Origin of the sequence: Allomuricauda sp. ANG21, from assembly GCF_040705235.1 — a bacterium.
Taxonomy (GTDB): Bacteria; Bacteroidota; Bacteroidia; order Flavobacteriales; family Flavobacteriaceae; genus Flagellimonas; species Flagellimonas marina.
Genome location: NZ_JBFCVT010000011.1, coordinates 1,016,889 through 1,035,594 on the forward strand (window position 1 = coordinate 1,016,889; position 18,706 = coordinate 1,035,594).

16 protein-coding genes are annotated in these 18,706 nt (G+C 41.2%); 9 read left to right on the top strand and 7 right to left on the bottom strand.

Features of this window, described 5'->3' with window-relative positions; translation table 11 throughout:
• Nucleotides 1–4: 4 nt before the first annotated feature.
• From AB1A65_RS13450 to AB1A65_RS13460, 3 genes are all read right to left on the bottom strand, one after another.
• Nucleotides 5–598 carry a gluconate 2-dehydrogenase subunit 3 family protein gene (locus AB1A65_RS13450; RefSeq protein WP_366590055.1) on the bottom strand — a complete coding sequence of 198 codons (594 nt, stop codon included), beginning with the start codon at nucleotides 596–598 and terminating at the stop codon, nucleotides 5–7.
• Between the two features lie 2 nt (nucleotides 599–600).
• A complete protein-coding gene (locus tag AB1A65_RS13455) occupies nucleotides 601–2,301 on the bottom strand; it encodes a GMC family oxidoreductase (protein ID WP_366590058.1) in 1,701 nt (566 codons plus the stop codon).
• A 133-nt stretch (nucleotides 2,302–2,434) separates the two neighbouring features.
• Nucleotides 2,435–3,241, bottom strand: a complete 807-nt coding sequence (locus tag AB1A65_RS13460; protein WP_366590060.1) for a TIGR00266 family protein — start codon at nucleotides 3,239–3,241, stop codon at nucleotides 2,435–2,437.
• 145 nt (nucleotides 3,242–3,386) lie between these two features.
• On the opposite strand from AB1A65_RS13460, the gene AB1A65_RS13465 reads away from it, so the two are divergent.
• On the top strand, nucleotides 3,387–3,881 hold the full coding sequence (locus tag AB1A65_RS13465) for a hypothetical protein (RefSeq protein WP_366590062.1): 495 nt from the start codon (nucleotides 3,387–3,389) through the stop codon (nucleotides 3,879–3,881).
• Nucleotides 3,882–4,179: 298 nt separating this feature from the next.
• Here the strand turns inward: AB1A65_RS13465 and AB1A65_RS13470 are convergent, their stop codons facing one another.
• On the bottom strand, nucleotides 4,180–4,635 hold the full coding sequence (locus AB1A65_RS13470; protein WP_366590064.1) for a DUF4442 domain-containing protein: 456 nt from the start codon (nucleotides 4,633–4,635) through the stop codon (nucleotides 4,180–4,182).
• 169 nt (nucleotides 4,636–4,804) lie between these two features.
• Between AB1A65_RS13470 and AB1A65_RS13475 the strand changes: the two genes are divergently transcribed.
• The 7 genes from AB1A65_RS13475 (at nucleotide 4,805) to AB1A65_RS13505 (ending at nucleotide 11,776) form a co-directional block, all read left to right on the top strand.
• Nucleotides 4,805–5,287, top strand: coding sequence for a DUF4870 domain-containing protein (locus tag AB1A65_RS13475; protein WP_366590066.1), 483 nt, complete (start codon nucleotides 4,805–4,807; stop codon nucleotides 5,285–5,287).
• Between the two features lie 174 nt (nucleotides 5,288–5,461).
• The gene (locus AB1A65_RS13480; RefSeq protein WP_207097318.1) at nucleotides 5,462–5,791 is read left to right on the top strand and encodes a PadR family transcriptional regulator; all 330 of its coding nucleotides are present in this window, start codon (nucleotides 5,462–5,464) and stop codon (nucleotides 5,789–5,791) included.
• Nucleotides 5,792–5,800: 9 nt separating this feature from the next.
• Entirely contained in the window at nucleotides 5,801–7,537 is a 1,737-nt protein-coding gene (locus AB1A65_RS13485) for a PspC domain-containing protein (RefSeq protein ID WP_366590068.1), read from the top strand.
• Between the two features lie 85 nt (nucleotides 7,538–7,622).
• Nucleotides 7,623–8,345: a head GIN domain-containing protein gene (locus tag AB1A65_RS13490; protein WP_366590071.1), complete on the top strand. Its 723-nt coding sequence runs from the start codon at nucleotides 7,623–7,625 to the stop codon at nucleotides 8,343–8,345.
• Nucleotides 8,346–8,456: 111 nt separating this feature from the next.
• A complete protein-coding gene (locus AB1A65_RS13495) occupies nucleotides 8,457–9,467 on the top strand; it encodes a dipeptide epimerase (RefSeq protein WP_366590073.1) in 1,011 nt (336 codons plus the stop codon).
• The gene (locus AB1A65_RS13500) at nucleotides 9,467–10,513 is read left to right on the top strand and encodes an aminotransferase class I/II-fold pyridoxal phosphate-dependent enzyme (protein ID WP_366590076.1); all 1,047 of its coding nucleotides are present in this window, start codon (nucleotides 9,467–9,469) and stop codon (nucleotides 10,511–10,513) included. Before AB1A65_RS13495 ends, AB1A65_RS13500 begins: the two co-directional genes overlap by 1 nt.
• A gap of 60 nt (nucleotides 10,514–10,573) precedes the next feature.
• A complete protein-coding gene (locus tag AB1A65_RS13505; RefSeq protein WP_366590079.1) occupies nucleotides 10,574–11,776 on the top strand; it encodes an SH3 domain-containing C40 family peptidase in 1,203 nt (400 codons plus the stop codon).
• Between the two features lie 149 nt (nucleotides 11,777–11,925).
• Here the strand turns inward: AB1A65_RS13505 and AB1A65_RS13510 are convergent, their stop codons facing one another.
• Nucleotides 11,926–13,341: a SusD/RagB family nutrient-binding outer membrane lipoprotein gene (locus tag AB1A65_RS13510; protein WP_366590082.1), complete on the bottom strand. Its 1,416-nt coding sequence runs from the start codon at nucleotides 13,339–13,341 to the stop codon at nucleotides 11,926–11,928.
• 45 nt (nucleotides 13,342–13,386) lie between these two features.
• Entirely contained in the window at nucleotides 13,387–16,473 is a 3,087-nt protein-coding gene (locus AB1A65_RS13515) for a SusC/RagA family TonB-linked outer membrane protein (protein WP_366590084.1), read from the bottom strand.
• Nucleotides 16,474–16,984: 511 nt separating this feature from the next.
• Here AB1A65_RS13515 and AB1A65_RS13520 point away from each other — a divergent pair.
• Nucleotides 16,985–17,434 (top strand): hypothetical protein, encoded by a 450-nt coding sequence (locus AB1A65_RS13520; protein WP_366590087.1) that lies wholly within the window; start codon nucleotides 16,985–16,987, stop codon nucleotides 17,432–17,434.
• A 78-nt stretch (nucleotides 17,435–17,512) separates the two neighbouring features.
• Here AB1A65_RS13520 and trxB read toward each other — a convergent pair whose 3' ends face one another.
• Nucleotides 17,513–18,481, bottom strand: coding sequence for a thioredoxin-disulfide reductase (gene trxB, locus AB1A65_RS13525; protein ID WP_366590089.1), 969 nt, complete (start codon nucleotides 18,479–18,481; stop codon nucleotides 17,513–17,515).
• Between the last annotated feature and the right edge of the window lie 225 nt (nucleotides 18,482–18,706).

Genomic DNA, 18,706 nt, shown 5'->3' on the forward strand with positions numbered 1-18,706 from the left:
TAATCTACAGGCTCCAACGGTTTCCCACTTCTGATACCGGTCTACACGGCTCATAATTGCCGGGTATGGGATCATAACTCAACACGTTTTCACCTATTTCCTCCGAAGTAAAATAAGCCCAAATGGCCATTGATTTCAATCCTCTGTAAAATCCGATGGGTTCTTGTTCTCCCACTGAAGTTCCCCAAACTCCGGGATTGAACTTACCTGAATTCGCTTCGGCTTCCTGCAAAACAGCAATTCTATCACTTTCATCTAAGTCAATAAAAGCAGCGCCATACTGCTCCTCACATTTGGCATTGAAAGCAGCGATTTCCGAGCGCATATGTTCCTGTCCTTCGGCATCGTAGGTCCGTGCAATCACCTTGTCCATAAAAATGTCCGACTTCACATCGAGTGCTCCTGGAGTATCGGTACGCGGCAAAATCATATCCACCAAAAGAGAAACCGTTTTTGCCTCATCCTCTGTAAAAAATTCCGGGGTCCAATGCAATCGATTCTCTTCATTGCACGATTGCAAAATGGACAGCATGGTTGGCATCATAAGGGTGGCCCCTGCAAACAATCCGGTTTTTTGTAATGCTTTTCTCCTGTCCATGGTTATAAATTTTGTTTTTTGAGTTCAGAAACGGCATGATTTGCCGCTCTGGCCGTAAGGGCCATATATGTTAGTGATGGGTTTACGCAAGAAGACGACGTCATACAGGCCCCATCGGTTACAAATACATTTTTGGCCGCATGGACTTGGTTAAAACCATTCAATACCGATGTTTTTGGGTCCCTACCCATACGTGCTGTACCCATTTCATGGACGCCATAACCTGGTGGATGCTCTTTGTCAAATCCAATAATGTCTTTAAGTCCGGCTGCTTCAAGCATTTCTACCGCATCTTCCTGAATCTGTTTGTTCAAGGCTTTTTCGTTCTCCTTAAATTCAGCATCAATGGTCAAGGTAGGTTGTCCCCATTTATCCAAAACTTCATGATTTAGGGTGATTTTGTTCTCATGATACGGCAAACATTCCGCAAAGCCCGTAATGAAGAATTCCCATGGTCCCGGTTTTAAAATGCTATTCTTAAATTCAGCTCCAAATGATTCTACATTTGCCGGATTCCCACCTCGATGCGCACCACCCTGATAACCAAACCCACGCACGAACTTATCCGATTTGGACGCTTCATCAATATTGACATATCTAGGGATATAAATCCCGTTGGGCCTTCGGCCCTTATAATATTTATCATCAAATCCCTCAACCTTTCCAATGGCACCAACCCTGTAGGTATGATCCATAAGATTGTGGCCTAATTCCCCACTATCATTCCCCAATCCGTTTTCAAATCGATTGGATTTGGAGTTCATAAGGATTTGGGTCGTACTCAAGGCCGATGCATTTACAAAAATGATTTTGGCTGAATATTCAATATCCTCATTGGTCTCAGCATCAATGATACGGACGCCGGTGGCCTTTCCTTTTTTGTCGTCGTAAATAACGGATTGCACAATGGAATAGGGCCGAATAGTTAAATTTCCTGTGGCATTCGCAGCCGGCAAGGTAGTGGCATTACTGCTAAAATATGCTCCATAGGGACACCCTCTGCTGCATCGGTTTCTATATTGACACTGACCCCTGCCATTATGGGGCTGGGTAAGGTGTGCCACCCGACCGATGGTCATGTTCCGTCCTTTAAATTGTTCTTCTATTCTTGATTTTATGTGTTTTTCCACACAGTTGAGCTCCATGGGTGGCAGAAAATGACTATCTGGCAACTGCGGAAGTCCCAACGCCTCTCCACTTATTCCAGCAAACTTCTCTACATAGGTATACCACGGCTCTATATCTTTATAACGAATTGGCCAATCTACGCCATGACCATCTTTGGCATTAGCCTCAAAATCCAAATCACTCCAACGATAGGTCTGTTTTCCCCACAAAAGGGATTTGCCACCCATTTGATGGCCTCGAAGCCACAAAAATGGCTTCTCCTCGGTATAGGGATTGGCGGCATCATCAGCCCAAAAATGTTCCGTGTCAGTTCCAATCCAACCAGAACGGATGGCTTTATAATGTTTCTTTTTTTGCTCTGGGGTAAGTCCGCCGCGAAGTTCCATGTCCCAAGGGTCTAGGTTCATGGTGGTGTAATCCACTACGTGTTCCACAATTTTACCACGTTCAAGGACAAGGGTTTTCAACCCTTTTTCACATAATTCCTTTGCTGCCCAACCGCCGCTGATACCCGAACCAATAACGATAGCGTCATACGTAACGTCCTTCTTGGCATCGATGTTAAAGTTTGCCATTAATTACTTTGATTGAAAAATAGAATTTCAATCAATATAGCCATTAATCGTTGCTGGAACAAAAGATTTCTCTATCACCAACTTTTTTAACTACTTTATGATAAAAAGTGATTTTGTAGGTCAAGGGTTGTGTTTAAAATCGATTGTCACCATCCAACAAATCGCCAAGACCGCCCAAGATACTACCTTCACCCTTATCTTTTCCACCACCTTTAGGGGCAGCAGCCCAAACCCTGCTAGCCAATCGGCTAAACGGCAGGGATTGAATGTACACCGTACCAGGGCCTCGTAGCGTTGCAAAGAACAAACCTTCACCACCAAAAACGGTATTGCGAATGCCTCCTACAAATTCAATATTGTAATCAACGGTCTGGGAAAACCCAATGATACAGCCTGTATCCACCTTTAAGGTTTCGCCTGCGGCCAATGTTTTTTTCGCCATAGTACCACCCGCATGCACAAAGGCCATACCATCACCTTCCAGTTTTTGCATGATAAAGCCCTCACCGCCAAAAAAACCACGGCCCAACCGTTTGGAAAATTCAATCCCCACAGAAACACCTTTCGCGGCACACAAAAAGGCATCTTTTTGGCAGATGAACTTCCCTCCCTTTTCGGAAAGGTCAATGGGAATAATTTTACCCGGATAGGGCGAAGCAAAGCTTACTCGTTTTTTACCCTGACCTATATTAAGGAAAGCGGTCATAAAGAGGCTCTCACCTGTGAGCAGTCGTTTACCGGCGGAGAACAGTTTGCCCAATACCCCAGAATCTTGATTGGAGCCATCGCCGAAGATGGTGTCCATTTTAATATCGGTGTCCATCATCATAAAACTGCCAGCCTCGGCCACAACAGCCTCTTGGGGATCTAGTTCTATCTCCACATATTGCATTTCCTCACCGTAAATGTGGTAGTCTATTTCGTGGTTTGATTTATTCATCAGATTTAATTGAATTACTATTGATTTTATGTATTGGTCTTGATTTACTTAAACTTGTTACAAACAATAGTAATTCATTCCTATTCTAGTAGGGTTTTTACTATTTAATTTGTTATAATGGAGCATAACCTAATATTTTTTCGCTATGAACGTTTTTAAGGCAAGCCTTAGGATGATTCCTCAAATACTTAAATTTTCCGTATTCAGTTTTATTTTTATTTTCTTAACCAGTTGTAGTAACGATGACGATGACACCTTTGCCAACGTAAGGGTAAACGGGAGCTTGATAACAACCACGCAAGCTGATTTTGTCATTGGAGACCGTTCAGATTTTAATGGTGATATTGATGCCAGCTTCACAGGAAATGGGGGTTCGGCCACACGGGTTTTCAGTTGGAACAACAACCTTACGACTGCAGATTATAATGCCGACATTACTTCTACGTCTGAGGGTAGTTTTCGAATAATTGTTGAGGATTCCGAAGCCACTGTTGTATTGGACAGAACCATTCAAGGCGGCGCAGGACCAGATAGTATTGATGGCGTTACTTCCGCTGGTGTCTCAGGAATATGGACTGTTACCATAATAGTAACCAATTTTAATGGGGATGGAAGCTTTTCGTTAAGTGAAGGTGACTAGTTGCCTTAACCAATCTCTATTTTACACATTATATAAAGCTAATGTAGTTTACGCATTAGCTTTTTTATTTGACAGGGCTTGCAACCAGCCTTAATGTATGGTAGTATATTTTGTGTGCGTTCATGTTATTCGTTCTTCTGTTGATTTGTTTATATGTTAGTTGGTTTGAGGTTTTGTTACAGTTTAGGTTAAATACAAAACCATTACCATTCACCCTTCACCAAGGTCACCCCTTTACCTTCACCGTCCATTCAACCCTTCGACCTCGCTCAGAGTGACAATGACAGATGCTATCTATTTATTTTTTTAGCAGAACTGTCCACTCAAAATGAAAAGTACTCACCTCCACCCCATCTTCATTAACGCCAACCGACTTCATCCAGCAGGTTTGCCCCTCTCCAGTATCAACGGTTTTTTGAATAGCCTCGGCAATTAGATGTCCTTCTTCACAGGTAAAGACGATTCTTCCCGTCGCCTTTTTGGTAAACGTGGCTTTGTTATTGGCTACCAACATGGAGATTTTCCGGCCACTTTTCTGAATTTCGTTCATCACCAAAGCTCCCGTGCTCAACTCGGCCGCCATACCCTGAACGGCCCAAAACATGGATTTAAACGGATTCTGATTAAACCATTTGTGTTTTACCGTAGTTACTGCTCTCTTCTCATCAATAGCCTTGAGTCGTACGCCAGACCACCATGCGGACGGTAGTTTAAAAAACGTAAACGTATTGATTTTACTGGGTGTAAGCACCATATCGTGAATTTAAGAGCTTTAAAAATAGGTAAAATTACAACGAGTTCAATATGTTAAATAAATGTTAATTAATAGTACTTTGTTTTGCATAGTACTGTCTTTTGGATATATATTTGCATCGTAAGCTAATAGGCAAACCAATTTAATTTGTAATTCATCAATCAAAAAAATGGCTACAACATTAACCAAACACGAACGAAATTTATCCGCGATCATTCATGCGTCCACCTTTTCAAAGTGGTTCATTCCTTTTGGGAATTTTATCCTCCCTTTGATTTTGTGGACGGCCAACAAAAAGGAACATGCTTTTGTAGATCACAATGGGAAGCAGGCGCTCAACTTTCAAATGAGCATGCTCCTTTACTCCATTGTTGCAGGCTTGATAAGCATTCCTTTCTTTATCGGTTTTTGGCCCGATGTATGGGATTGGGATTTTTTTGGAATTCACCGATTGAGTGACCTAAACAATATAAACATTAGCATCAGTAGCGATGATTTCAGATTTGGTCGCTTTTTCTGGCCTGTAGGTATAAGCGGCGTCATTCAGGTTGGGTTGGCCATTGTTAATATTGTATATACCATTCTAGCCACTATTAGAACCAATGAAGGGGAGACATTTCGATATCCCTTGACCATAAAATTCATCAAATAATCAAAATAGGAGTTTAATCAACAATCAAAAAACGAAAAACTTGCCCTGAGCGCAGTCGAAGGGTCAATCAATCAAAAATCATCAATCAAAAAACGTTTCCACTCCCCTGCTCATCACAGGGGACTGGAGTGGAAACAAAAAAACGGACAGTTAATTTAATAGAACCATGAAGTTATGAACATAGAAAACACAAAAGCACAGATGCGCAAAGGGGTTCTGGAGTACTGCATCTTGTCCATCTTAAAAGATGATGACAAGTATGCCTCCGAGATTCTGGAGGCCCTTAAGGACGCTAAGATGTTAGTAGTGGAAGGTACCATATACCCTTTGTTGACGAGGTTGAAAAACGCAGGTTTACTCAACTATCGTTGGGAAGAATCCACCTCGGGACCTCCCCGGAAATACTACGCCCTTACCGAAACCGGTAAATTGTTCCTTAATGAACTCAACGGAACGTGGGACGAACTAAGAAATGCAGTCAATCTGGTAACCAACACAAAATAAGTATCAAAAATGAACAAGACAGTAAATATAAATTTAGCCAATACGCTCTTTCATATCGATGATGATGCGTATAACAAGCTGAGACGATATTTGGAGTCCATAAAACGGTCTTTTTCCGGCACTCCGGGAAGCGATGAGATCATTGCCGATATCGAAGCTCGAATAGCCGAACTCTTTTTAGAGAAAATGGAAAACGAACGACAGGTCATCACTCAAAAACAGGTGGACGAGGTCATCAATGTCATGGGGCAACCCGAAGACTACATGGTGGACGAGGACATCTTTGAGGATGAACCCAAAAAGACCTATGACGCTCCTAGAAGCAAGGCAAAAAAACTTTACAGGGACATTGACCAAAAATACATTGGGGGTGTCTGTTCCGGTCTGGAACATTATTTAGGTTTTGACGCCCTTTGGATTCGTTTGATCTTTATCCTTTTGGCCGTTTTCACCGGATTTGGCCTGATAGCCTACATTTTACTTTGGATTTTGGTCCCCGAAGCGGCCACCACCTCGCAAAAATTGGATATGCGGGGAGAGCCTGTCAACATCAGCAATATAGAACGCAAGGTTAAAGAGGGGTTTGATGATGTTGCCGACAAAGTAAAAAACGTTGACTACGAAAAAGTGGGCAACAAGGTCAAAAGCAGCTCCAAGACCTTTTTTGATGCCATAGGGGATATTATCATGTTCCTGTTTAAAGTATTTGGCAAGTTCATTGGCATTTTGTTGATTATCGTTGGTGCAACCGCACTTATAGCATTGTTTATTGCTCTGTTTTCAGTGGGACTGTTGAATGCCGTACATTTTCCAGGAGTTGATTTTTATGAAATTGTAGGCACCACAGGCGTCCCTGTCTGGGTACTTTCAATACTGCTGTTCTTCGCCTTTAGCATTCCGTTCTTCTTTGTTCTCTACTTGGGATTAAAGATTTTGGTCAACAATCTAAAATCTATAGGAAACATTGCCAAGTTTTCACTTTTGGGACTTTGGCTGATTTCGGTTGGAACTTTGTTCGCACTTGGTATTCGCCAGGCAGCTGAATTTGCCAACGTAGGCAGTGTTAATGTGAGGGAAGAAATGGTGTTGGAGAACCCAAATGACACTTTAATCATTAAAATGAAGGAGTCTGCGTATGACCATAACATGGAAAACGTTCATTTTGGAAGAATGTCTTTCACCTATGACGAAAATGATAACAAAATATTGATTTCAGACGACGTCCACATTAAATTGAGAAAGTCTGTGGATTCCATGATCAATATCAACATCCGAAAAGATGCCCATGGAAGTACTTTACTTGCGGCACGGGAACGGGCCAAAGCCATTGATTATGGTTTTTCAATTGCCGGGAATGAAATCATTGTTGATGAACATTTGGTCACCGATGTTTCCAATAAGGCCAGAGATCAAGAGGTGACCACAACCATCTACATTCCCAATGGGAGCGTAGTTCGGTTTGATGAATCCACCAGGGGTCATGTGTCCAGTGGCATCCTTAACGATAAAGGATATTACCGAAGTGGAATTATTGGCTACACTTGGACAATGGGCGAAGACGGCGAATTGAAGTGCCAGAACTGCCCCGATGAACCCGAAGATATTGATGAAGAGGAAGAAGGTGGAAAAATCATCATCAATGAAGATGGTGTGGACATCAATCTTAAAGATCGTGAGGATTCCTTTGAAATGAAAATCAATGAAGATGGCATTAAAGTAAAAGCGGGAGAAAAAAATAACAATTGAGACCCTTTTTTCAACAATTGGGCAACCATTAATTTAGAAGACAAATCAAAAAAACGAATTTTAATCAATCATTAAAACAACAATCATGACAACACTCGCAAGATTAGCAATCGCAGCACTATTTTCACTTTTTGCATCGTCCTGTATGTTCGATATGAACTTTGGCGACGGCAAAAAAGGAAACGGTGAGGTAGTAGAAGAATCCAGAAACATCTCAGAAGATTTTACCGAAGTATCAGCTTCGGAAGGCCTGGATGTTTTTGTAACCCAAGACAAGGAATATAAGATTACCGTTGAAGCTGATGAAAACATCATAGACTTAATCGGAACAGATATCAAAGATGGAAAACTTAAAATCCATGCCATTGAGAACATTGGACGGGCCACCAAAAAGATATACGTTTCCTTACCTACGGTAACAGCGTTAAAAAGTTCCAGTGGTGCCGACCTTATTGCGCAAAATGTAATCGAGTCCGAAACTTTGGAATTGAACGCCAGTAGTGGTTCCGATCTACAGGTTGAAGTTGTGGCACGGGAGGTATCCGCAGATGCTAGCAGCGGTGCCGACATTCGGCTTTCCGGAAGGGCCGATATGCTCTATGCGGACGCTAGCAGCGGTTCGGACATTAAGGCAAAAGACCTTTTGGCCAAGACGTGCAATGCCGATGCCAGCAGCGGGGCAGATATCTCAGTGAATGTTTCAGAATCTTTGGTAGCCGACGCCAGTAGCGGAGCGGATATCAAATATACCGGAGAGGCAAGTGTGCAAACCAAAAAATCCGTTTCCGGGAGCGTACATAAATATTAATTCATTTTTCTCTTTAAATTTGTTGAAAGCCCATTGTTTTTTCAATGGGCTTTTCTCATTAATATATCTGCTCTAAAACCTATATTCGCATAACTGAATGAATACAGTCCTATGCAGATAACCTTGAAGAAATACATTCTTCCACTGGCACACACATTTTCCATTTCCAGAGAATCAAGGGATGAACAAGATACATTGATCGTTGGTTTGACCCTTAATGGAAAAACAGGGTACGGAGAGGCCACCTCCAACCCCTATTATAAAATAACCATTGAAGGAATGATGGCCGAAATACAAGCCGTAAGAGACCAAATTGAAGACTTTGATTTTGATACACCAGAAAATTTTTATGCGCATTTAGAAACCTTGAACCTCCATAAATTCACCCTCTGTGCTTTAGATTTGGCCGCAAATGACCTATATGGCAAACTAAAAGGCAAACCCCTCTACGAAATCTGGGGTACCACTACTGATGAATATCCCATAACCAACTACACCATCGGCATTGATACCATCGAAAAAATGGTGGCCAAATTAAAGGAAAAACCATGGCCACTTTACAAAATAAAATTGGGCACCAACGAAGATGTGGAAATTATTCGTGAGCTGCGCAAACATACAGACAGCGTATTCCGAATTGATGCTAATACGGCATGGACCGCAGACGAGACCATAAAAAATGCCCCCTTGTTAAAAGAACTTGGCGTTGAGTTTTTGGAACAACCCTTAAAGGCAGATGATTGGGAAGGAATGGCCTTGGTAAGGGAACAATCGGTTTTGCCCATTATCGCAGATGAAAGCTGCATTATAGAAAGTGATGTGGAAGCTTGTGCTCCTTATTTTCATGGTGTCAATATTAAACTGACCAAATGTGGAGGATTGACCCCGGCCAGAAGAATGATTAAAAAAGGTAGGGAACTTGGACTCCAATTAATGGTAGGTTGTATGACGGAGTCCACCGTTGGCATTTCAGCCATTGCACAACTTTTGCCACAATTGGACTATGTGGATATGGATGGCGCCATGCTTCTAAAAAGAGATTTAGCTAAGGGAGTACGGATATTGAACAATGGAAAAGTAATATTTCCGGAGCTACCTGGTAGTGGAATAGAATTGCTCTAATGGCCTACCCTATCCAAAACATACCCGATAGAACGGTTTCAATTAATGGCAAGCCCCATCTGTATTTTGGGGGAACCGCCTATTTAGGACTGCAAAATTATACACCATTTAAAGAATTGTATCTAAATAATGTTTCCAAATACGGGATGCACTATGGTGCATCAAGAAAATCGAACGTATCCCTCGATATTTATGACAAATCCGAAAACTTTTTGGCAAAATGGGTCGGCAGTGAAAGTTGTTTGACCATGTCATCAGGATACTTGGCCGCCCTATTGGTGGTGCAAATTTATTTGGAAAAAGGTCACCCGGTTATTGCCGCACCTAATGCCCACGCTGCACTGGTTACTCATGGCGTAATAAAAACCAAGGGCTTTGAAGAACTGAAAGAACTAATTAATAATACTGTCCGTGAAAATTTGTTGTCTCCTGTGGTTGTATTTGACACCATAGATTTTTCAGGAGAGCACTATCCAAACTTCAAGAGGTTGAAAGAACTTCCATTGGACAAGATTATTTTGGTAGGAGACGATTCACACGGTATTGGAGTTGTTGGCCATCAAGGAAATGGATGTTTTAACACACTTAAAGCACTCAACCCTTACAAATTGTTGGTTTGCTGTTCGTTGGGAAAGGCGTTGGGCATACAGGCGGGTGCCATTTTTGGAAACAACGACGATATCAAAACCCTACGATCTACCTCTTTTTTTGGTGGTGCAAGTCCAGCATCGCCATCATTTATAGCCACTTTGCTGGATGCACAGAACATCTATTTAGAGCGAATGGATAAACTCAAAGACAATTATGTTCATTTCAAATCCCAAGTTCGGAATGTATCATTTTTTATGCAGATGGAAGGACATCCCACCTTTGAGTTCCAAGATGAAAAATTAGCTCTGGAACTAATAGATAACCGTTTTATTTTCACCAATTTCCATTACCCAGATGACACTGGTCCCCTAATAAGTCGTATTGTGCTCAGCGCTTATCATACAACCGAAGATATTGAGACCTTGGCACAGCGTGTGAATGCGCTTATTGGTTGATTGGAATTTCTAATGAATTTATTAATTTATCATATATAGTTAAACCCATAAAATTAGTGTATGAAGCTGCCTTCTATTTTAAAAAATGGCCTATTCCCTTTCGTGTTGTTTACCTTTTTTGTTTTGGCGTGTAAAACGGAAAAAAGCGCAGACACGAATAATGTGAACCAAGTTATTTCATCTGTTCGGGCAATGTATGCTCCCGATAAACGTGTGGCCCTGTTTGATGTTCAATCAAAGGAAAATACGGGAGAATTTACCCTGATTGGAAAAACCAATATGCCCGAAGCAATAAGTACTTTGCGAAACATGTTGGATTCGCTTCAGATTTCCTATACTGACAGTATTCAAACTCTTCCTGCCGATGACTTGGAAGGAAAAATATACGGTGCCATTGCCCTTTCCGTGGCGAATATTAGGTCAAATCCATCACATTCCGCCGAAATGGTCACGCAAGGTACTTTGGGCATGCCCCTGAAAGTGTATCAGAAAAACGGGAGTTGGTATCAAATCCAAACTCCGGATAAATACTTGGGATGGGTAGACAGTGGAGGTGTTGAATTGATGGATAAAACCCAATTTGATGCTTGGCAGAACGTAGAGAAATTGATCTACACCAAAATATACGGTAACGCCTATACCAATGCCGATGAATCCTCTCAGGTCGTGTCCGATTTAGTGGCCGGAAACATTTTAAGCTTGGTGGTAGATATTGAAGCCTTTTATAAGGTAAAATATCCCGATGGCAGAACAGCATTCGTAAAAAAGTCGGAAGCCTCAACTTACCAAAATTGGAAATCGTCCTTGGAACCGACCCAGGAGACATTGGTGGAAACATCCAAGACCATGCTTGGTGTGCCCTATTTGTGGGGTGGTACTTCCATTAAGGGTGTAGACTGTAGCGGTTTTACAAAAACCATCTTTTTTATGAACGGAATGATTATACCCAGAGATGCGTCACAACAAATCCATGAAGGTATTCTGGTTGATGATTCCAGGGATTTTGACCAACTCGTGCCAGGTGATTTGCTCTTTTTTGGCGAAAAAGCAACGAAAACAAGTCCAGAGCGGGTTATCCATGTGGGGATGTGGATTGGCAACAATGAATTTATTCATTCCGCTGGGAGTGTTCATATCAGTAGTGTAGACAAGGATTCCGAAAATTTTGATGCATACAATTACAACCGGTACTTGAGAACCAAGCGTATCCTAAACCAAAAGGATGATGGCCTTCTGTACTTGACGGAAGAGGACGTTTTTTAAATTTAAAAGAAGTGTACCATTAAAAAGGCCATCCGATCGGATGGCCTTTTATTTTTATGGATTCTTGACTCCTTTAAGTGAATCCTTCATATCAAGAAACCGTTTAGGTCAATACATCTATGCCACTAAAGCAGATATTGTCATAGACATTATTGAACATCCCAGAAAATACGATCTAATAACGTAACATCTGGAACATTGCTTCCGTTTCTACTGATTTCATTATCAGGATATGCCAATCTACGAATAAACTGTCCGTTTAAATCTGGGTTAAGATTGGTGGGCAAATCCATATTATCGTATTGATAATCATACCGCCGGGCGTCATTCCAAGCTTCAGGATGAAGAAAGAGAGCTACCCATTTTTCCTTAAAAATATCGTCTATGGTGAATGCAGCCACACCCATTCCAACACTTGGATTGTTAATATATGCGTCGATTTCCACTTCTGGAACGGATAGCATTTCCATATGTGCCCGTATACCATCCAAATAAGCTTGATAAGATCTTGTTTTATCAGCTGTAAACGTTGCTTCAGCTTCTATAAACTTCTGTTCACTGAAGGTCGCTATCAAAACTGGTGAGGCAAGCGATGTATAAAATTGACCTTCAATGAGCGTAGATCTTGCGCCAGATGGAGGTGCGTCTCCCCTACCTGCTCCATTTACAGTACCTACATATTCATCATCGTCCGTTGCACCTACCATAAGAGGCAATCTAGGGTCTTCCACACCAAAAGTGGTACCGTCAGTAGCCTCAATAAATTGTTCGGATATCCATCCCCCCAAAAGTAAATCCGCATTATTTCTTGCCACATTAAACCAGGGGTTGACAGCTTCATCAAAAAAGGTAACATCCGCATTCTCCGCATTGGAAGAAAAGCTATTGTCCAATGCACTTATAAGCGCATTGGCATCATATCCTGGCAATCCACTCAAGTGAAGCATATATCTGGCTTTCAACATATTTCCAAAAGAAATCCAATTTTCCACATTTCCGCCATATATGAAATCATCGTCCCCCAAAGAAGAGGTCGTTGAACCTTGAAGATTGGCGATACCATCATCCAGATATTGAATTATAAGTTCATAGAGCTGCGTATCCTCATCGTATGCCGGCGTAACGGTCTCAAAATTGAAACTCTCCGAAAAAGGCATATCTCCAAAAATATCCACACCCATGCCTAAATTCAGGGCCATCAATATTTGTGCTGCACCTTGATAGTGTCCGGCGCCCTGTTCTTCAGATTTTTCAATCAATACCGTAAGATCTGTCATGACATTATACAGATTAAACCATGTTGAATTGAAACTTAGCGGCTCCATAGTATCAGAAGCGCTTGCTGGATTTGGGGAAGCCAAATATTGTACATAATTAGACGTTATGTCTCCCACACGGAATACATTTAAAGCCGATTCATAGGAGCTATTGATCATCAAACCTGAAATCGGTGCATCGACAGGGTTATTTGGATTCTCATTGACATCCAAATATGAGTCACAGGACGAAATCAGAAAAATTCCTCCTACACTCAATATTTTAGTAACTAAATATTTAAATTTCATAAATCTATTTTTTTAATGAACATTTTAGAATTGCGATCACACGATTTACAATCCCATATTCAATGTTAAGAAATAACTTTGTGTCCCTGGGAATCCAAGACCAGTAAACCCTACAGCATTTCCACCTGCTCCCGCGGAAAACGATTCTGGATCAAAACCGTCCCATGGGGTATAGAGAATAATATTATTTGCAGATGCAGAAATCCTAAACGTGGTAAAAGGGGTCTTGTCCAAAAGCTTCTTGTCAAAATTATAGCCCAAGGTTATGTTTCTTAACTTGATAAAACTTGCGTCCTGTACAAAGTTCTCACTAACACCCCTGTAATGGTTTCTCCAAAAACCTGCTCCATAGTCTACGCCGTCTGGGCCTACGCCCTGTCCGAGCCAAACTTCCTGTGTATTTGGAGATCCATTCTCCAATACCCCCTCAAAAACCCTAAAGTCATTTCTAGCCGCTGTATATTCCGCTTTACCAAATGCAGCAAGAAAGTTATCGAATTGATTATATTGCTCCACATCGGCCCTAAAATCTATTAGAAAGCTTAGATCAAAATTCTTGTAGTTCAATTCATTTCTTAAACCTCCTATGAATTTTGGCACCGCGTTGCCCAAAATCAATTGGTCCCCGTTACGTACTGGAAATCCATTCTCTCCGATTACAATGGGTAAACCCCTATCCAAGAAAATAGCATCTTCGTCAGCGCCTAATCTTTGATAACTGGTACCATAAAGGTTACCATAGGCTTCACCTTCAATCAATCGCATACTTACCGTACTTCCGACATAACCAAATTGACTTCCTACAAAAATTTCATCAATCCCTTCACGAATTGCTATTATCTCATTGTTATTGACTGAAAAGTTTGCCGTGGTCGTCCAATTGAAGTCTTCTCCTCTTATGATATCAGCACTAAGCACTACTTCAAAACCGCTATTTTCAATTTCTCCAGCATTGGTGATGAAGGATGAAAAGCCTGTGGCATCAGAAATTGGCACTGGAATAATTTGATCTTCGGCATTGTTTTTATAGTACGTAACATCCAGATTCAATCTACTGTCGAAGAAAGCAAGTTGTGCTCCAAATTCCAATGATGTATTTAGCTCTGGTCTCAACGCTGGATCACCAAATTCACTGTCTCTACTAAATCCTACCTGTCCATTTAAAGGAAACTGACTGGGTGAAACAAAGAAAGATCCCAAAACATGGGGATTGGTATCTTTTCCCACTTGTGCCCAAGAGGCCCTGAGTTTACCAAAACTCAACCAAGATGGAACTTCAAAATGATCGCTGAAAACATATCCCAAACTTACGGAAGGGTAGAAGAACGAATTGTTATCTTTTGGCAAGGTCGATGAAATATCATTTCTTCCTGTGACATTCAGGAAGAGATAGTCGCTGTAATTGACCTGTAAATCTCCATAAAATCCAACCAGTCTTCTTATGCTTTCTCCTTGACTATTGAAATTTTGCCTGGTATTGCTTACATTGAAAAAATCAGGTATCACAAAATCCACACCTCTCAAGGTAACCCTGTCGAACCTTCTTTCAAAAATATCATTACCCAATCGCAATGTAGTATTCCAGTCGTTACCGAATTTCTTTTTTAAAGTGATGTAAAAATTGGAAGTCAAATCCCTGCTGTTAATCCTTGTCTCCTCAATGAATCCTGTAGAGCTCAAAGGTACTTCACCATCAATCCCTTTAGGACCCGGTGTAATTTCGGTTCTTGAGTCATTATACGTATCCACTCCCAAACGATAGGAAACCATAAGCCAATCTGTTGGGTTATAATTTAAATTCAGGTTTCCAATAATCCTATTAACATCATCTTTATAAGTACTGAAACGTGCATCGTAGATAGGGTTGGTGTTTCCGTAAGTCCGCATGGTCCCATCTGGATTGATATAATCACGGACATCCTGTGTTTCCGCCCAATACATCATACGCTCCATGAATCGGTCATGGGGCACACGATTCCCCCCAGAGTTGGAATAGTTTACCGAACCGCTAAAATTGAACTTTTCGCTAAGTTTAACTGTACCCGATATTTTTGCCGTTGTCCTATCCCAATCACTGAACGGAATAATACCTTCTTGCTTAAATCTACCTAGCGAACCGTAGAAAGTGACATTTTCACTGCCCCCAGAAATGCTTAATCCATGGTCTGTTTGCACTCCTGTATCAAATGCACGATTCCAGTTATCTTGATATTTGTGTCCGGGAACAGTCTCAGCAACCTCCGAAATTGGAGCCCCCCAGGCTGGCCAGAAACTATCCGGTTGATACTCCCCGCTAAAACCTTGGCCAAATTCGTCTTGCAACTCTGGCAATCGATTTAATTCTTCAAACCCAACAGAGGTATTTATGTTGACCCTTAATTGGCCCGCCTGACCTCTTTTGGTAGTAATGATAACCGCTCCGTTAGCAGCCCTAACACCATACAAAGCCGTTGCCGCAGCACCTTTAAGGATTGACATGGACTCAATATCCGCAGGATTTATATCCGCAGCGCGATTCGTCAAACCTCTTGGTGTGCTACTTCCATTGAAAGCACCTGCTTCAACCGTGGAATTGTCTATTGGCACACCATCAACAACAAACAAAGGTTGGTTGTCTGCTTGGGGATCTAAAGAGTTGATTCCCCTAATGATTATTCTGGCACTTTGTCCCGGCGCACCTCCCGAGTTTGTAATTTGCACCCCGGCCACTTGCCCTTGCAAAGCACTTACGGCATTGGCCTGTCTTGTTTTAGTAATTGATTCTGCATCAACACTTTGCACAGAATAGCCCAAAGCTTTTTTCTCTTGCGTAATACCAAAGGCAGTTACAACTACCTCGTCCAATTGTGTTGAATCTTCTTCCAGAACAACGTTGATCGTTGATACGGAACCTACCGTGACTTCTTTTGATTTCATTCCCAAATAGGAAAAATTCAATACTTGTCCAGTGGTAGCATTGATAGAATAGTTACCATCAAAATCTGTGGTGGTGCCGTTACTTGTACCACTCACCACAATTGTAACCCCAGGCAACGGAGTACCCGAAACATCGGATACGGTACCCGAAATGGTTTGGCCAAAGGCAGCAATACAAGAAAACACTGCAATACATGTTAAATAAATGTTTCTCATTATTTTTATTTGAGTTAGTTCACCTGAAATTTGCTTAATTTTTTTTACATATCAAACATGGTGACTTATAAATGTTATTTTTTACAGGTTTTTCTTTTTTGAATTCCATAATTATCCATTAAAAGTGCTTTTTTTTGAAAATATCTCAACTCACTAATGAAATTTTCACACCTGCCTATTTACTAGCAAAGCACAGTTAAACCATAGATTCAGCTTTTTCGTTGAAAACTAATTTTCTCATTAACTATAAATTTGTTTTATACCGTTAAGATGGACAATTTAAAAGGTAGGACATTACGAATAACTCGGTTCTGGGAGCGTTCATAAATATTGATTAACGCAGCGAATTTACACAAGCACTTTTTCATTTTCATACAGCCAAAGGTCCGATCATTTACGAAGCCTTTTTCATTTTGAAACATCTCTATTTTAATCGGTCTATTTTTAACTATTTGCTAAAATTATTTGTATCTTATTAAGGGAAATGTAGTCTAACGCTAAACTAACAACTATGAAAAAAATATTGGGATTGGCCATTTTAATGTTGATTTTAATCTCGGCCACAAGATTTACAGCTCCAAAACCAGAAACCATGCATTCGATTGAAGGTACATGGGAATTGGAAAGTTTTTACAGATATGATGATGGAGTGAATGTCTCCGATACCATGCCCAAAGCCGAAGGGTACCGCCAAGTAAAGATGTATTACAATGGAAAGGTGATGTGGTCCAGATATGTACCCAACGATAACAATGGAAGATTTGGTTATGGTTCGTATTATATCACAGATGATGAACTCCATGAAACCATCATCTATGGCGATGCCGAAATGATGAAGGCCTTGGATACCTTGACTGAATTTGTTTTTAAGCTTGACTTACAAAATGACACCTACAGTCAAATAACCTTGGACGAAGACGGCAATAAAACCTTCTCTGAAAATTATAAACGCATTGATTAAAAGAGAATATGATGAAGCAAAAAAGGCACTGATATGTTCAGTGCCTTTTTTTATTTTTTGAAATACCAAGAAGTAAGTTTACGTAGTCACCGTCTCCTTGCTCTCCACAGCGGCTAAATACCGTTCTGCATCCAATGCAGCCATACATCCGGTTCCTGCCGCAGTAACGGCCTGACGATAGATTTTGTCTTGGGCGTCCCCACTGGCAAAAACCCCAGGTCTATTCGTCTTGGTGGACTTGGGCTGGGTTATGATGTAACCTGTCTCATCCATATCCAATTGGCCTTTAAAAATATCGGTGTTGGGTTTATGGCCAATGGCAATGAAAAGTCCGGTTATGGCAATCTCCTCCTTCTCTCCAGTTTGATTGTTTACTATTCTAAGCCCCTCCACTACTTGGTCACCTAGAACTTCATCAACCTCTGTGTTGTATTTTATTTCAATATTGTCAATACTGTTAACTCTATGCTGCATGGCTTTGGATGCCCTCATATAGTCTTTACGTACCAACATGGTCACTTTTTTACAGATATTGGCCAAGTAAGAAGCCTCTTCAGCAGCGGTATCCCCGGCTCCAACAATGGCCACTTCTTGTCCTTTGTAAAAGAACCCATCACACACTGCACATGCTGAAACCCCACCTCCACGCAAGCGTTGCTCACTGGGAATGTTCAAATATTTGGCAGAAGCCCCGGTTGAAATGATGACAGTCTCTGCTTCAATCTTGGTAGCGTCATCCACGGTAACTTTATGGATTCCACCAAACTCATTGCTCAATTCAACAGCGGTGATCATTCCTATTCGTACTTCAGTACCAAATCGCTCAGCCTGCTGCTGCAATTGAATCATCATGGTAGGCCCATCTATCCCTTCGGGATATCCGGGAAAATTGTCCACTTCTGTTGTGGTAGTTAGCTGTCCACCAGGCTCCATTCCCGTGTACATTACAGGTTTCAAATCAGCCCTGGCCGCATAGATAGCCGCAGTATAGCCGGCCGGTCCGGACCCAATAATCAATGTTTTTACTCTTTCCGTTTGTTCTGACATAGCAAAAATCTTCCTCTGTTTGTTATCTTACAAAAGTAGGTTTTTTGCAAAGAACCTTACAAAGAGACCGTGTCGCATATCTATCGTTTTTTTTAAAAGATGTGAACAATGTAAAACGAAAACGGTAAATTTTGGAGCAAAATAAAAAAGAGCCCATGGGAAAGGCTCTTTTTCGTTAAATAAGTAGGTCAAGTTATGAAAAAAATTGCTTGATCATAAAAACCG

What these genes read in the sequence shown, in the direction of transcription:
- AB1A65_RS13450 (WP_366590055.1), bottom strand. Translation starts at nt 598, where the DNA reads ATGGACAGGAGAAAAGCATTACAAAAAACCGGATTGTTTGCAGGGGCC.
- AB1A65_RS13455 (WP_366590058.1), bottom strand. Translation starts at nt 2,301, where the DNA reads ATGGCAAACTTTAACATCGATGCCAAGAAGGACGTTACGTATGACGCT.
- AB1A65_RS13460 (WP_366590060.1), bottom strand. Translation starts at nt 3,241, where the DNA reads ATGAATAAATCAAACCACGAAATAGACTACCACATTTACGGTGAGGAA.
- AB1A65_RS13465 (WP_366590062.1), top strand. Translation starts at nt 3,387, where the DNA reads ATGAACGTTTTTAAGGCAAGCCTTAGGATGATTCCTCAAATACTTAAA.
- AB1A65_RS13470 (WP_366590064.1), bottom strand. Translation starts at nt 4,635, where the DNA reads ATGGTGCTTACACCCAGTAAAATCAATACGTTTACGTTTTTTAAACTA.
- AB1A65_RS13475 (WP_366590066.1), top strand. Translation starts at nt 4,805, where the DNA reads ATGGCTACAACATTAACCAAACACGAACGAAATTTATCCGCGATCATT.
- AB1A65_RS13480 (WP_207097318.1), top strand. Translation starts at nt 5,462, where the DNA reads ATGAACATAGAAAACACAAAAGCACAGATGCGCAAAGGGGTTCTGGAG.
- AB1A65_RS13485 (WP_366590068.1), top strand. Translation starts at nt 5,801, where the DNA reads ATGAACAAGACAGTAAATATAAATTTAGCCAATACGCTCTTTCATATC.
- AB1A65_RS13490 (WP_366590071.1), top strand. Translation starts at nt 7,623, where the DNA reads ATGACAACACTCGCAAGATTAGCAATCGCAGCACTATTTTCACTTTTT.
- AB1A65_RS13495 (WP_366590073.1), top strand. Translation starts at nt 8,457, where the DNA reads ATGCAGATAACCTTGAAGAAATACATTCTTCCACTGGCACACACATTT.
- AB1A65_RS13500 (WP_366590076.1), top strand. Translation starts at nt 9,467, where the DNA reads ATGGCCTACCCTATCCAAAACATACCCGATAGAACGGTTTCAATTAAT.
- AB1A65_RS13505 (WP_366590079.1), top strand. Translation starts at nt 10,574, where the DNA reads ATGAAGCTGCCTTCTATTTTAAAAAATGGCCTATTCCCTTTCGTGTTG.
- AB1A65_RS13510 (WP_366590082.1), bottom strand. Translation starts at nt 13,341, where the DNA reads ATGAAATTTAAATATTTAGTTACTAAAATATTGAGTGTAGGAGGAATT.
- AB1A65_RS13515 (WP_366590084.1), bottom strand. Translation starts at nt 16,473, where the DNA reads ATGAGAAACATTTATTTAACATGTATTGCAGTGTTTTCTTGTATTGCT.
- AB1A65_RS13520 (WP_366590087.1), top strand. Translation starts at nt 16,985, where the DNA reads ATGAAAAAAATATTGGGATTGGCCATTTTAATGTTGATTTTAATCTCG.
- trxB (WP_366590089.1), bottom strand. Translation starts at nt 18,481, where the DNA reads ATGTCAGAACAAACGGAAAGAGTAAAAACATTGATTATTGGGTCCGGA.